Raw genomic sequence first — 14,973 nt, 5'->3', positions numbered from 1 at the left:
ATATAAAAGGAGGATTTCGATGAAGGTGATGATTCCGAATCAGCACGGCGCATGGGCGATGCTGCTGATTCCGTTTTTACTCGGCATGGTCAAAGGAGGCCCGGTTTTTTGGCATATTCCGCTCTTTCTGGGCTGGCTTTTCCTTTACTTGGCGGTTTATCCCGTTTCGCTCGCCTTGAAAAAGAAACGGCTCAACCCCTATCAAAAGTGGATATCTATTTACGGTTTTCCGGCATGCTGCTTTTTGATCATTTCTATCTATCATAAACCGCAGCTCGTCTGGGTCGGCCTTTCTTTATTGCCGCTGTTTCTTATCCATATGCATTATGCCCGCCAAAAAAACGAACGGGCGCTCGTGAATGATATGGCAGGTGTTCTGTTCTTTTGTTCAGGCGGGCTTGCGAGCTGCTGGCTGGGGACGGGAACCCTTGACGGCTGGGCTTGGTTTATTCTCTCTCAATCTGCTTTATTTTTTATCGGAAGTTCCTTTTATGTGAAGTCGGTCATCCGGGAGAGAAAAAACAGAACATTTGCGTACTGTTCATGGGGATATCATTTGCTGCTCCCCTTTTTATCGTGTCTTCTCGGAGCAGGCTGGGCATTTCTCGCTTTTATCCCCAGCAGTTTGCGGGCGTGGTTTTTTCACGGGAGAAATTGGCCCGCGAAAACGATCGGCATTCTGGAAATCTCAAATGCCGGCTTCTTTTTCGCCGTCATGTGTATATGTATCACAAATTGAAAAACAAGGACACCGGCTGTCCTTGTTTTTTCAGTCAATATTACAGATTTCCAGCGGACAGTTTTCACATTCAATCTCACACCGTAAATAGTCCCGCTTGTGCAAAATAATTTTTCCGGTTTCGTCTATCGAAATAACCCCTTGTTTGCGCAGATCTCCCAGCATGCGGTTGACACTTTCCCGTGCCGCCGCACAAAACTTTGCCAAATCCTGATTTGTCAGCACAATGTTAATCAGAATCCCGTCGCTTCGTTCCACCCCGTAGCTGTTTGACAGACGGATAAGGGTGGAATAGAGCGCCCCTTTTTTGCCGTGAAGAAGCAGATCCCTGATCTTAGACTGGATTTTTCTCAGATGGGTGCTCATCCATTTCATAAATTCAAACGTCAAATTACCGTTTTGAATCAATTCCTTTTCCAGCTTGTTTTTATTAATGACGAGCACCTCGCCGTCCTCTAACACTTTTGCACTGAGCATATACCTCGGCTCTTCTGTGAACAGTGTCAGTTCCCCGACGATATCGTGTTTCTGGCAGATTCTAAGTGTCAGGTCTTTTCCGTCAGACGTCAGCTTGCCGATTTCAATGAGCCCCGATTGAATCAGATAAAGCTCTTCTGCATCCATTCCTTCTTGAAACAAATAGGTGTGTTTTTTCATTTTCTTTTTCGTGCTGATTGATTCCAGCAATTCATGCAGTTCACGGGAAAGAAGTTCTTTATCAGATTTTCGGACAGAGAGAATATTCATGAGCTCACCTCGAAGAAAGTCACGTTGCGTATATATATTGTAACGTGACTTGATTTGCACTCACCCAGAAAAAACTAACAATCTTGTGAATGGATCATTATGAATTGAGGCTCCGACTGTTTCTCTCCGTATGTGTTTTCATTCTTTCCTGCCAATACAGCCAGATCACAAGAACAAAGCTGGCTAACGCAACCTCTGAAAGCGCCATGAACCCGATCGCGTATTGGCCCGTTGCCTGAAATACACTTGCCAGAATCAGCGGAGGGAAAAAACCGCCCAGCCCTCCCATAGCAGACACAATACCGTTGGCAATCCCCGCCTGCTTCGAAAAATAGAAAGGCACCAGTTTAAATACCGTCCCGTTTCCAATCCCTGAGCAGACTGCCACCGTCAGTGATCCGAACGCATAGAGGCCGATCGCCGGCGAGAAAGACAGCATAACGCCTGACAGCGTAAGCCCTGCGAAAACGAACATCAAAATGCGGAGCGGGTTCATTTTATCGGCAAGAAATCCTCCCGCTGGCCTGAGCAGCGTAGAGACCGCAATAAAGCCGGCCGTCCGCAGCCCTGCATCCGCGGGGCTCAGCCTGAAATGCTCAACCAAAAAGTTCGGCAGATAGATGGTAAAGGCGACAAAAGCGCCAAACGTAATAAAATAAAACATGCTCAAAAACCACAGCACATGATTTCGGTAAACGGCTTTGATTTGGGTTTTCACGGAAACTTTGGCCTTCTTCTCATGCCGGTCGCCGAACAAAACGTGCAGTAATGCGAAAACAGCCAGCAAAACGAGATACATCTGAACGGCTGCTCTCCATCCCGCGGCCTGAGCGATAACCGGCGCCGCAAAAGTGGTAATGGCGGTTCCGATGTTTCCGGCACCGTAAATCCCATTGACGGCACCGTGCTTTTCTTTCGGATAATATTTCGGAAGCGACGTCACTCCGATGGAGAATACCGCCCCTCCGATCCCTAAGAAAAAGCCGCCCGCGATTAAATCAAACAGAGAATCCGCCATACTGATCCAAAACACGGGAAACAAAAGCAGGATGAAGCTGATCATGAACATCAGCCTCGCGCCGTACCTGTTCGTTAAATACCCTAAAGGAATGCGGAGAAGCGATCCTAGAATAACGGGAATCGCCGTCACCAATGAAATCTCGCCTTTGGTTAAATGAATATCTGATGTCATTTGGGAAATGAGCGATGAAATCAGCACCCACACCATAAACCCCGCCACTAAGCTTAATGACTGCAACGATAATTGAATATGTTGACGATTGATCATTCGGCTTGCCCCTTTCACTGATTCAATATCAGTCTTATCATACAAAAACTCGGTGTGCGGGATTGTGAAGTACATCACACGTTTTATATACAAAAAAAAGACAAAGCCCGAAGACTTTGTCCTATCATAATGATTACATTTTTTCCGGAGCCGATACGCCGATCAGCTGAAGCGCGTTGTTCAGCGTAATTTGCGTCGCCTTCATTAAAGAAAGGCGCGCGCGGCTCTTCTCTTCATTTTCCGGATCGATGACTTTCTCCGCATTGTAGAAACTGTGCAGAGCGGAAGCCAGATCATAAATATAATTTGTGACACGGTGCGGGATTCGCTTTTCCGCCGCTTCCGCCACTGCCTCAGGGAAGCCGCCGATCGTTTTCAGCAAGTCATATTCTTTTTCTGATTGAATATGGCTGAAATCAAGATCCGCCGCCGGTTTAAGCCCCTGCTCCTCCCCTTGGCGAAGCATGCTGCAAATACGGGCATGTGCGTATTGCGCGTAATACACAGGGTTTTCGTTAGATGTCGATACGGCAAGGTCCAAGTCAAAATCCATATGCGTATCAGCGCTGCGCATCGCGAAGAAATAACGGACTGCGTCAAGGCCGACCTCTTCAATCAGATCACGCATCGTGACGGCTTTCCCCGTACGTTTGCTCATCTTCATTTTTTCGCCGTCTTTATATAAATGAACGAGCTGAATGATTTCAACTTCCAATGTGCCTTTTTCGTAACCGAGCGCTTCAATTGCCGCTTTCATACGCGGAATATAGCCGTGGTGATCCGCGCCCCATACATTGATGAGCTTGTCGAATCCGCGGTCAAGTTTGTCTTTATGGTATGCGATATCCGGCAGCAGATAAGTGTATGAGCCGTCTTTTTTGATCAGCACGCGGTCTTTGTCGTCGCCGAACGTTGTGGAGCGGAACCATGTCGCGCCGTCCTCTTCGTATACATGGCCCTTTTCGCGAAGCGCCTCGAGCGCCTGATCAATTTTTCCGTTTTCGTACAGTGACGTTTCAGAATACCATACGTCAAACGGCACGCGGAAATTCTCCAGGTCGGAGCGGAGTTTATCAAGCTCGTACTTTAAGCCGTATTCACGGAAAAATGCCCGGCGTTCGCTCTCCTCTTCATGGACGAAGCGGTCGCCGAAATCTTCGGCAAGCTTTTTCCCGATAGCGATAATATCTTCCCCGCGGTAGCCGTCTTCCGGCATCGGTTTTTCGAGACCGAGCGCTTCAAAATAACGGACTTCAACGGAAAGCGCCAGATTGTTAATCTGGTTGCCCGCATCATTAATATAGTATTCGCGGCTCACATCATAGCCCGCTTTAGAAAGCACGCTGCACAGCGCGTCACCTACCGCCGCGCCGCGCGCATGGCCTAAGTGAAGATCTCCCGTCGGGTTGGCGGACACGAATTCAACCTGAATCTTTTCGCCCTGTCCGACGTTTGTCTCACCGTAATGTTCACCCGCTTCAAGCACGGACGGGATCAGTTTTGTTAAGTAGCTGTTGTTCATGTAAAAGTTGATAAAGCCCGGTCCCGCAATATCCATTTTTTCAATGGAAGCCTTTCCTTTATCAAATGACGCCACGATCTCCTCGGCGATTTGGCGCGGCGCTTTTTTTGCGATTCTCGCCAGCTGCATCGCCATGTTTGTGGAATAATCACCGTGTGTTTTGTCTTTCGGTGTTTCTAACAGTACGCTTGGAATCTGGCTTTCTTCCGCCAGGCCCGCTTTCAGAACGGCCGCTTTGATTTCTTCCTTCAGCACGTCCTTCATTTGTTCCGCAATGTTCATGCGTGAGTTCCTCCCTCATACGTGATCGTCATATTATGTAAATGCTGCTGCTCGTCTCCGACATGCATGTCATATGCGATGCTGATTCGGCCTTTTTCTTCACCGAGATCAGATTGAATCGATTTTGTGCTTGTTTCCAGCTCAAGCTCACCAAATGACATTTTATATTTCGCAATTGTGGAAGCTCCCGTTATGAAACGCTGATTCATTTTAACAGCACCTGACCTCATGATCAGGACTTCGCCTTCGCTCACCTTCACAATCGTTTTTACTTTGCCTAGGTCGTGTTCTTCATAATAAGATAGATACACTTTTTGTTGTTTTACATAGTAAAATCCGGTAGTACGGAATTCGATGACTTCCTCATTTCCGTCATCCTCGATCACAGACTTCACATGGAGTGTTATCGGTGTCTCTTGCTTCATTTTGACACGTCCTTTTCATCATTCCACTTTGACTTGAATAGTATAATCATTCAGCTTGTAAACTTCAACTGCTTCTATCTTACCATCATTGCTCATTAGATTTGAAGATAAACCTCATAAAAAGCAGTTCCTTATAAGAAGAGAAAATCATATCACTATGTCACCCAATCCGTGAAAAACATGACAGCAGCTTTTCAGAAACTCACACAGTCTCATCGAAGCTGCTGCGACTTCCGGCAACATAGATTGTGCAGCAGCTATGCCAACGATGTCAAAGCGCTGCGTGTTCGAAATCGTCAAAGCCGTCCCTTTCCGCTTTCACACGCCCCTTGCCGTATTAATGGGACTCGCGGTGTTACTGATTCGGCTCATTTATTTATAAACGATTGTCTTATCGCAGCTCTGCTTCTCTCAACCTATGAAATAAGCTACATTGCAATCGCAGATGGACCCGCGCCAACCGGGATCACCGTCACAGCTGTATAATCGCTCGTGCGGTACACGGTCACGGTATTGTCGTCGGGCTGCGCTGCATAAATGTACTGATTATCAGGTGTTACGGCGAGATCAGAAGCGCCGGGGAGAGACACGTTTGCAATGATCCTCTGTCTAGCCGTATTAACTACGTATAAGTTATTAATGAGGAACGGTTCACTATATGGCTCTAAAAAATAAGCCCTAGTGCTATCGCGAGAAAATACAATCGTCCTCAGAGTTTCAAATAAACGGTTGAAGTCGCCTCCCCTGCTTAATGGTGACAAACTGATCTCCGTTACACCTTTCGGCAGCAGCTCACCATTCAACACATACGCAAAATTTCCAGCGTAAGGAGTGGCAATTAAACTGGGAAATTCAAATGTATCTATGATACTTTCTACCAACTGCCCAGTATTTACATCATATTTATCAACCGACCAACTGCTTCCATTAGCGGTATAGACATACTGTCCATTCGGATCAAGAGCAAAGTCTAAAGCGCCGGGTATCGGAATGACATCAATGACCGATTGAGAGGCCATGTTGATCATATATATAGATCCGGCGGCCATCACGTACGCGAACTCATCTGTTGAATCAAATTCAACCTTTCTCGGCCCTTCTCCAACAGTAATGGTATTTATGATGGTTAATGTTTTATTATCTAGCACTGAGACAAGGTTGGTATTCCCATGGAGGACATAAGTGAAAGCTTTATCAAAAGTAACGCCTAGATGAGTTGGCACGTCAGAAAAAGGGATTGTTTTTACAACAGTGTTTAAATCTGCATCAATAACCGAAACCGTGCTGTCTCCTGAATTGGCTGTAAACACATACGATTGAGGGTCTGGCGATGGCGGTAAAACAAGTGTCCCGGTCACCGTAAGCGGACTGCCGTAGAAAGGCGGTACAATGAAAAGATCTTCCACTGTTATTTGACTGAAATCAGGACAGCGGCCAGACTGCGCTGCATAATAAACGACTTGATCAATCTCTTCAGTATGAATCACAGAAACAGACCCGTCCCCTTGTCCATATTGATTTCGTACAGGCGACACACTGACAAGAAGCGTAACGGTACCTTTTACTCTCACGGCATATCGAACACCGATATCTTCTGGTTCCGGCCCAGTCTGGATTAAGCAAGGCTCACTGATACATAATAAATGAGCAGTACTCCATGTAACCGCCGCAGCTGCTTCGGCAGAATCAATAGTGAACCCCTCGGGAATGTCAATCGGCACTTGAAACGGCGCTTCTCTGCTAATTTCCTCATCACAAAAACAGAAACAATTTTCCTGTAAAGCAGAAAGATCATTCTTTTTCATGAATTCACGTCCTTTTAGAAATGTACAGCATGCAGTTGGTTAAATCACAATATCTCCCGGTGAAACCCCAAGAGATATCACAGTTTCCACAGAATAATCATCCGTGTTGTAAACAGTGATGTTCTGCTCTAAAAAATGAGCAGCATACAGAAATTCGCCATTCGGAGTAAACGCAAAGTTTCTTGCCGATTGCGGAACATTTCCTATAACGCCTGCACCATTCGGACTGACAGCATATAAATTGCCAGTGAAGCTGTCATGTAAATACACCCCTGATCCACTCGTAAACATTACATATTGGCCATCAGGCTCCAGCTCTTGGGTAATGCTTACCGTAAACGTATTTAAGTCAATAACCGTCAAATAATTGAATAAGAATTCTTGTTCTAAGACATACGCATACCGCTCCGGCCAATTTGTTTCTATGGATGATACGATAAGCTCTCGTTCAATCGTTCCTGTGACTTCACCGGTGAATAGGTCCACTTTTTGCACTGAACCAAAATCAAGAACATAGGCGAATAACCCATTGGGATCAATTGCAAAATCAAACCCTTCCACAGGAATCGACCTATCCACAGTTAACGTATCAATTCCAATCACATAAATCGCAGTATCGCCGAGAACATAAGCAAACTCATGATTTGGGATACATTTTATCGATCTAGGCGGCTGATCCAGCAGTATGGATGCTGTCACTGTTAAAGTGTCATAATCGATGACAGAAATCACATTATTGTCGAAGTGCAAAACAAACACAGCGCTTTTATCCGGAGTTATTTCAATACCTGTCGGCCGGTACGGAAGAGCAATCGTTGTCACAACAGTATGAGTGTTTGTATCAATCACAGAAACTGATTGATCATTTGGATTCGCTGTAAACGCATAAACGGGTTCCGGCTCAGGAACAAGCACAATCGTGCCCGTCACCGATAAAGGACTGCCATAGAATGGCGGAACGACAACAAGGTTCTCGATCGTAATGTCACTGACATCCGGGCAATCATCGGGTTCATCAGAATAATAGACGACTTGGTCAATCTCTGCATTGCGGATGACAGAAACAGACCCGTTCCCTTGTCCATATTGATTTCGCACTGGTGAGACACTGACGAGAAGCGTAACAGTTCCCTGCAGGCGCACTGCGAATTGAACACCGATTTCATCAGGCTCAGGCCCCGTCTCAATGAAACAGCGTTCAATGACACAAGAAAGGCTGTCTGCATTCCACGTCACGTTTGCAACAGCTTCAGCCGGATCAACGACAAACCCCTCAGGCAATTCAATCGGCGCTTGAAACATCGCTTCACGGCTTGCTTCTTCCTCGCAAAAACATAAACATTCTTCCTGTGCGGCTCCTGCTTTTTCTTTAAAGGAAAGCTTGTTATTTCTCATATCTTCACTTCCTTTTCAGACATACACTGCTCGCGCAGATACAACAGAATATGGGAAGGTGTATTTGTTTGCTTGTACAAATTGTCGGGGATCATAGCGGATTTTTGAAATGATATCCGCAGACATGCGGTTTTAACGAAAGAAAATATTGCGGTTTTTTTGCGCTATCCTTCCGAATGAAAATGATAAAATATGTCATATACATAACGTGGAAGGGAGGGATTCGGAATAGTGGCGAGTGTTGTATCGTCTTCAGCGGTTGGAGAAAAAATCAACGAATGGTATATGTATATTCGAAGGTTCAGCATCCCGGACGCCGAGTACTTGCGGAGAGAAATCAAAGAAGAGCTTGCAAGCCTGGAAGATGACCAGGATCTTCATCTGTACTATTCTCTCATGGAATTCCGCCACAATCTGATGCTCGAATACCTCGAACCGCTGGAATCGCAGCGGATAGAAGAACAGCCGAGACTATCGGATCTGCTCGCGGATATTGATAAAAAGCAGGCCCGGCTGACCGGACGCCTTGATTATTATTTTAATTTTTTCCGGGGGATGTATGAGCTGGAATGCCGTGAGTATCTTTCAGCCATTCAGTTTTTTAAGAAAGCTGAAAGCAAATTGACGTACGTTACAGATCAGATAGAAAAAGCGGAATTTTACTTTAAGATGTCAGAAGTCTATTACTATATGAAACAAACTTATGTTTCAATGGACTATGCGCGGCAAGCTTATTTAATTTATAAAAATGGGGATAATTATAGCATTAGGTTGACTCAGTGCCATTCTTTGTTTGGCGCTAATTATCTTGATGTAAAGCAATATGATCATGCAATATCCCACTTTCAAAAAGCATATACGATGGCTGAACTGGATCAGCAGCCTCAATTAATGGGGAGAACACTTTTTAACATCGCTTTATGCTACAATAATCAAAACAATAAAGATGAAGCCATTCCTCATTTAAAAGAAGCCATAGCTGTTTTTGAAAAAGCTCAAATGAGTCATTCACTTCCGCAGCCCTACTTCTTACTTACACAGATTTATTTTAAGTTAGAAAATATAGATAACGCGTACGATTATCATAAAAAAGGTATCTCAATATGTAAGGAAATAGAAGATATAATTTACGAGGAAAAGTTTAAATTTTTGGAATGTTTGTATATGCCGGATCCAAGAGATACGTTAATAAACGATTGTCTGCATTTTCTTGAAAGTAAATTGATGTATGCTGATATTGAGGAATTAGCCCTTGATGTAGCTAAATATTATTACACAAAAGAAGAATATAAAAAAGCTTCTGTATACTTTTTAAAAGTTGAAGAAGCCAGACAGCAGATCGAAGGAGGAGTGAATTTATATGAAATTGAAGTATAAATTACTTATAGTCTGTTTTGCTGTGAGTACGCTATTAGTATCAGCAGGAATAACGAATAGTTTAACTCCTCATTATTATATATCTGAACGTGCAATGATCTGAATTTATAATGAAAGATTTCACTTTAGGTTTGCGGTGACAATTCCCTTGAGTTTTTTTATTCAAGAGATAGATTCTATTACAAAAACCCGGAACAAAGGCTTCTTCTGCCCTATTATTCCGGGTTTTTTTCTTTCTATTTCACAAACCCAAGCAGCATTTCACGAATCATCTTGCTTGCCGTGTTTGCGGTTTGTTCTGAGTGGTCATAGACCGGTGCGACTTCTACGAGGTCAGCGCCTTTTACGTTGACTTCTGAGCGCGCGATTTCATGAATGGAGGCGAGCAATTCCTTAGACGTGATGCCTCCTGCGTCAACCGTGCCCGTTCCCGGCGCATGAGCGGGGTCAAGAACGTCAATATCAATGGTGACGTAAACAGGACGGCCCGCGAGCTGCGGCAGCACTTTTTTCAGCGGCTCAAGCACTTCAAACTTAGAAATGTGCATGCCGTTTTCCTTCGCCCATTCAAATTCTTCCTTCATTCCGGAACGGATGCCGAATGAAAATACGTTCTGCGGCCCGATGAGCTCGGCCGCTTTGCGGATCGGAGTAGAGTGGGAAAGCGGTTCGCCTTCATAATCCGTGCGCAAGTCGGTGTGCGCGTCAAAATGAATGATGGCAAGGTCCGGAAACTTCTTATACATAGCTTTTATGACAGGCCATGACACAAGGTGCTCCCCTCCCATGCCGAGCGGGAACTTTCCTTTTTCTAAGATGCTGTCCACATATTCCTCAATCATATCAAGACTTCTTTGCGGATTCCCGAACGGAAGCGGAATGTCGCCGGCGTCAAAGAAATTCAAATCAGCGAGATCACGGTCGAGATACGGACTGTATTCTTCAAGTCCGATAGACACCTCGCGAATTCTGTTTGGGCCAAAGCGTGAGCCCGGGCGATAACTGACCGTCCAATCCATCGGCATGCCGTAAAGGATGGCGTCCGCCTCTTTCCAGTCGGGACGGCTTGCGATAAATACTTTTCCTGAATAAGCTTCATCAAATCTCATGATAAAACCCTCGCTTTCCTGTAAAAAAGCGCAAGATTCGCTCCTGCGCCATACATTTTTATTTGATTAAGTCGCTCACAAATTTCGGAAGAACAAATGCCGCTTTGTGAAGCTCTTTCGTGTAATACTTCGTATCGATGTCGAAGAAACGGCTGTCCTCCACTTCAAGCGGATCGTACTTTTTAGAACCGATTGTAAATGTCCACAGACCGCTTGGGTACGTCGGGATATTTGCCGTATACAGGCGGGTGATCGGGAAGATTTCTTTCACGTCACGCTGTACGTTTGTAATCAGTTCCGGCGTAAACCACGGGTTGTCCGTCTGCGCGACGAAGATGCCGTCTTCTTTTAACGCCTTGGAAATTCCGGCATAGAAGCCTTTTGAGAACAGATTGACGGCCGGTCCGACCGGCTCTGTTGAATCAACCATGATGACGTCATACTCATTTTCTGATTTTGCGATGTGCATGAAGCCGTCATCGACTCTTACGTCGACGCGCGGGTCATCAAGTTTGCCCGCAATGGACGGAAGAAATTTTTTAGAGTATTCAATGACCTTGCCGTCAATGTCGACAAGCGTCGCTTTTTTTACGCCCGGGTGCTTCAAAATCTCTCTGATGACACCGCCGTCTCCGCCGCCCACAACGAGGACGTTTTCCGGATTCGGGTGCGTAAATAAGGGTACGTGCGCAACCATTTCATGATAAACGAATTCGTCTTTTTCAGAAGTCATGACCATTCCGTCTAAGAACAGCATGTTTCCGAATTCTTCTGTCTCTACCATTTCCAGATGCTGAAATTCAGTCTGTTCAGTATGTAATGTTTGCTTCACCTTTAATGTAATGCCGAAATTCTTCGTCTGCTTCTCCGTATACCAAAGCTCGCTCAATTGTCATCTCCCTTTCAAGGCTTATTTCATTTATTGTAAGCGTCTGTTTCGCTTTTATTCCGGTTAAAATCTCATTTTCACCTAAGGAAAAAGTATAGAGGATGGAGGGGAAAAAGTAAAGAAGTGTCCGGTTTGATATGTTTAAAAAACCCCCTTTTTTCACATAATAATAGAATCATGAAAAAGGGGGTTCCCAAAAGTGGATAAAGTATCTGGAAAACAGCTCAGAATCACGCTCAAAATCATCCGCGCCTGCATCTTTCTGACACTGATCGGCGGAATGCTGGCCGGTGTCTGCTTCACATCCGTTCTTCTTGCAGCGAAATGGCAGGGCGCCCCCTCCGTCCGGGTCCCTCAGTCTACGATTCTTTATGCAAATGACGGCTCAAAGCTGGGAGAGACCGATTTCGGTGAAAAACGCTATTGGGTCCGGTTAAAAGATATTAATCCGGTGGCGGTGCAGGCCGCCATTGCGGTAGAGGATCAAAACTTTTACAGCCACCACGGATTTGATTACCGGCGGATGGCCGCTGCCGCGCTTGCTGACATAAAAGCAATGGCCAAGGTTCAGGGCGCCAGCACCATCACCCAGCAATACGCAAGAAACCTCTATCTTGAGCATGATAAGACATGGAAACGAAAATGGAATGAAGCATTTTATACGATCCGCCTTGAACAGAACTATTCTAAAAACGAGATTTTAGAAGGTTATGTAAATACGATATATTACGGCCACGGCGCATACGGAATTGAAGCCGCCTCCCGCCTGTATTTCGGCAAACACGCCAAAGATCTGAACGATGCGGAAGCCGTGCTTTTGGCAGGCATACCGAAAGGCCCGTCCGGCTATTCGCCTTATGTCAGTGAAAAGAAGGCCAAACAGCGCCAGGAAACGATTCTCCGATTGATGACCGAACAGAAAATGATCTCAAAAGAAAAGGCGGAAAAACTCAAGAAAACACCGCTTGCCTATCAGCCGCTGAAAAACAGAACCGCGGCAAAAACAGCGCCTTATTTTTACGATGATGCGATGAAAGAACTCGAGAAAAAGCTCGGGATGACGCGCGAACAGCTGACAACGAGCGGGCTGCGTGTTTATACAACGCTTGATAAGCGCATGCAGCGGATCGCAGAAAACACTGTGGCACATACGATCCGTACCGGCTCTGACATTCAGGTCGGCTTTTCCGCGATTGATCCGGCAACAGGGCGCGTACTTGCGCTGATCGGCGGACGTGATTACGAAAAAAGCCCGTTTGACCGGGCGACACAGGCGAAACGCCAGCCGGCTTCCACGATCAAGCCGCTTTTATACTACAAAGCGATTCAAAGCGGCTTTACTCCGGTCACGCTGATGAAAAGCGAAGAAACAGAGTTTCAGATTGACGATAATGGAGATACTTATTCTCCAAGCAATTACAACGGCTACTACGCCAATAAACCGATTACGCTGCTTCAGGCGCTTGCGTTATCAGACAACATCTATGCCGTGAAGACCCACCTCTTTCTCGGCATGAATAAGCTCGTGTCGGCGGCAAAGGAATTCGGCATCAGCGAACATTTAAAGCCCCTTCCGTCTCTGGCGCTCGGAACTGAACCCGTGCGCCCGATTGAAATGGTCAATGCCTACGCGATGCTCGCAAACGGGGGGAAACAAATCACCCCTTCCTTTATCACAAAAGTAACGGATACTGCCGGCAATATCTTGTATGAACAGCCGCGCAGACATCAGCAGGCGCTCGATAAAAAAGCCGCATTTGTGACGGCGAGCATGATGACGGGCATGTTTGATCAGGATTTAAACGGCTATACTTCCGTCACAGGGCGCACCATTTCAGACAGGCTGACCCGGACGTACGGCGGGAAATCAGGCACCACAAGCGCAGACAGCTGGATGATCGGCTTTAATCCCGCTCTTGCCGCCGGTGTTTGGACAGGCTATGACAAAAGCAGCACGATTGATTCCGTAGAGGAAAAAAGCTATGCAAAGACGATTTGGGCGGACTTTATGGAGAAGGCGCTCGAAGGAGAACCGGAAATAGCGCTTAAACCGCCGAAGGGCGTCACGGGCGTCTATATCGATCCCGCATCCGGCTACACTTCCGGACCCGGATGCGCCGCAAAGCATTATACGTATTTCATCGCAGGCACTGAGCCCGCGGATGTGTGCTATGGACCGGAACCGTCTAAAAAAGAAAAGGAACACGCTCCCGCCCGCAAGGAACCTCCGCGCAGAAAGTGGTGGGATAAGTGGCTCGGCAAAAAAGACTAAGCCCGGTGCATCGTGCGCCGGGCTTTACTCCGCTTCTTCCTCAAGCACCCACGGGAGCAAGAGTGAAAAGTCGAGATGGATAATAGGATCGGGAAAATCCTTCGGTATAAAAAATGTTGTACTCGGCAAAGAAAATGAAAAGCGGATATCTCCCGCTCTCTCAATATGATACTCCGGACAGCCTTCCCTAAGCCTGCCGACAATCGGATAACTGCCCGCATAATGATGCAGGCCGTTTTCCTTTCCATGCTCCCCCAAGTCGTGACAGACAGCCGGACGAATCCCAAACTGTGTAAACAGCCTTGTTTTCTCAGCGGGAAGGAGATTCATCGCCTCGGAAAAGTTCCGGCAGCTCCCGCAATCGCAAGGTTCAGCCCATGATTTTTCATATTGTTTTCTCGTTTCCGCCGCATCTGCTTCAATGACCCAAGGCCCGATTTCAAATACGGTGAACATGATGAAACCTCCGCTAAACATGAAAAACCCCGAGTCTTGGTTCGGCTCGGGACTTTCCATGTCCTGATTCTGTATCAACAGTTTACTCAGTAAAAATGTAAAATAGTGCAAATATTTATAAAGTTCACAAAAAGTTCACAAATTATTTTTCTTCCGGAAGCAGACCCGTCTTCAATTCATCAGATGAACGGTCCCAGAGCCCTTGGTCATGCTTCTGAAGAAATTCAGCAAGCACCTGCTTTGAGCTGTCATCCATTTTATCCACGATAATGCGGCGCTTCATTGATTTATCCATTAAATTCACATGCTCCGGCAATGACTTATAACCTCTGCGGATACTTCTGTCCACGGTCATTTCACAAGCCGTCACACCCGCGTAATAAGGGCCTTCTTCTTTTCTGTCAATGGTGACCCACACGAGCCAGTACGGTTTTCCGTTCGGCACTTCATCCTTGTTCGGCAGGAATTTGATCCCTTTTTCTACGACACTGCGGGCGTGCATGGCGCCGATATCGACGAAGGCTTCCTTCTCTTCCACATCGACAAATACCGGAGAAATATTGTCAAGGCTCAGCGATCCGGCGCCGAAACCGCCATGTCCGTCGGTCGGATCACTTTTAATGATATTAAATCCGATTGTTTTTTTCTTTTTTTCTTCCATGAAAAT

General features: G+C 46.1%; 14 protein-coding genes and 1 pseudogene. 5 read left to right on the top strand and 10 right to left on the bottom strand.

What is annotated here, in order from left to right; genetic code table 11:
- Nucleotides 1–19 precede the first annotated feature (19 nt).
- On the top strand, nt 20–739 hold the full coding sequence (locus ACH32G_RS06545) for a YwiC-like family protein (RefSeq protein ID WP_342007164.1): 720 nt from the start codon (nt 20–22) through the stop codon (nt 737–739).
- A 30-nt stretch (nt 740–769) separates the two neighbouring features.
- On the opposite strand, the gene fnr is transcribed toward ACH32G_RS06545, so the two are convergent.
- From fnr to ACH32G_RS06525, 4 genes are all read right to left on the bottom strand, one after another.
- Nucleotides 770–1,486: a fumarate/nitrate reduction transcriptional regulator Fnr gene (fnr, locus tag ACH32G_RS06540; RefSeq protein ID WP_016937599.1), complete on the bottom strand. Its 717-nt coding sequence runs from the start codon at nt 1,484–1,486 to the stop codon at nt 770–772.
- A gap of 97 nt (nt 1,487–1,583) precedes the next feature.
- A complete protein-coding gene (locus tag ACH32G_RS06535) occupies nt 1,584–2,774 on the bottom strand; it encodes a nitrate/nitrite transporter (RefSeq protein ID WP_342007165.1) in 1,191 nt (396 codons plus the stop codon).
- Between the two features lie 133 nt (nt 2,775–2,907).
- On the bottom strand, nt 2,908–4,578 hold the full coding sequence (gene argS / locus ACH32G_RS06530; protein WP_016937597.1) for an arginine--tRNA ligase: 1,671 nt from the start codon (nt 4,576–4,578) through the stop codon (nt 2,908–2,910).
- Nucleotides 4,575–5,003, bottom strand: a complete 429-nt coding sequence (locus ACH32G_RS06525) for a DUF1934 domain-containing protein (RefSeq protein WP_016937596.1) — start codon at nt 5,001–5,003, stop codon at nt 4,575–4,577. The genes argS and ACH32G_RS06525 overlap by 4 nt, the downstream gene beginning before the upstream one ends.
- A 153-nt stretch (nt 5,004–5,156) precedes the next feature.
- Here ACH32G_RS06525 and ACH32G_RS06520 point away from each other — a divergent pair.
- Nucleotides 5,157–5,367: pseudogene (locus tag ACH32G_RS06520) on the top strand (bacteriocin biosynthesis protein AlbG); the annotation flags it as partial.
- Between the two features lie 64 nt (nt 5,368–5,431).
- Here the strand turns inward: ACH32G_RS06520 and ACH32G_RS06515 are convergent.
- Both ACH32G_RS06515 and ACH32G_RS06510 read right to left on the bottom strand, forming a co-directional pair.
- Nucleotides 5,432–6,808, bottom strand: coding sequence for a YncE family protein (locus ACH32G_RS06515; protein WP_448814131.1), 1,377 nt, complete (start codon nt 6,806–6,808; stop codon nt 5,432–5,434).
- A 39-nt stretch (nt 6,809–6,847) separates the two neighbouring features.
- On the bottom strand, nt 6,848–8,203 hold the full coding sequence (locus tag ACH32G_RS06510; protein ID WP_448814130.1) for a YncE family protein: 1,356 nt from the start codon (nt 8,201–8,203) through the stop codon (nt 6,848–6,850).
- Between the two features lie 231 nt (nt 8,204–8,434).
- Here ACH32G_RS06510 and ACH32G_RS06505 point away from each other — a divergent pair, with 231 nt between their 5' ends.
- Nucleotides 8,435–9,580 carry a response regulator aspartate phosphatase gene (locus ACH32G_RS06505; RefSeq protein WP_095241183.1) on the top strand — a complete coding sequence of 382 codons (1,146 nt, stop codon included), beginning with the start codon at nt 8,435–8,437 and terminating at the stop codon, nt 9,578–9,580.
- On the top strand, nt 9,564–9,683 hold the full coding sequence (locus ACH32G_RS06500; protein ID WP_115996635.1) for a PhrC/PhrF family phosphatase-inhibitory pheromone: 120 nt from the start codon (nt 9,564–9,566) through the stop codon (nt 9,681–9,683). The genes ACH32G_RS06505 and ACH32G_RS06500 overlap by 17 nt, the downstream gene beginning before the upstream one ends.
- Nucleotides 9,684–9,816: 133 nt before the next feature.
- Here the strand turns inward: ACH32G_RS06500 and speB are convergent, their stop codons facing one another.
- Entirely contained in the window at nt 9,817–10,689 is an 873-nt protein-coding gene (gene speB / locus ACH32G_RS06495) for an agmatinase (protein WP_016937592.1), read from the bottom strand.
- Between the two features lie 58 nt (nt 10,690–10,747).
- Nucleotides 10,748–11,578, bottom strand: a complete 831-nt coding sequence (speE, locus tag ACH32G_RS06490) for a spermidine synthase (protein ID WP_013353957.1) — start codon at nt 11,576–11,578, stop codon at nt 10,748–10,750.
- Nucleotides 11,579–11,777: 199 nt separating this feature from the next.
- Here speE and ACH32G_RS06485 point away from each other — a divergent pair, with 199 nt between their 5' ends.
- Nucleotides 11,778–13,850 (top strand): transglycosylase domain-containing protein, encoded by a 2,073-nt coding sequence (locus tag ACH32G_RS06485; RefSeq protein WP_188154328.1) that lies wholly within the window; start codon nt 11,778–11,780, stop codon nt 13,848–13,850.
- Between the two features lie 24 nt (nt 13,851–13,874).
- Here the strand turns inward: ACH32G_RS06485 and ACH32G_RS06480 are convergent, their stop codons facing one another.
- Both ACH32G_RS06480 and ACH32G_RS06475 read right to left on the bottom strand, forming a co-directional pair.
- Nucleotides 13,875–14,306, bottom strand: coding sequence for a hypothetical protein (locus ACH32G_RS06480; protein ID WP_188154327.1), 432 nt, complete (start codon nt 14,304–14,306; stop codon nt 13,875–13,877).
- A gap of 142 nt (nt 14,307–14,448) precedes the next feature.
- Nucleotides 14,449–14,967, bottom strand: a complete 519-nt coding sequence (locus tag ACH32G_RS06475; RefSeq protein ID WP_016937589.1) for a YwhD family protein — start codon at nt 14,965–14,967, stop codon at nt 14,449–14,451.
- Between the last annotated feature and the right edge of the window lie 6 nt (nt 14,968–14,973).

It is taken from the genome of Bacillus sp. CIS52, assembly GCF_053545315.1.
This window is presented reverse-complemented; position numbering and strand designations above follow the sequence as displayed.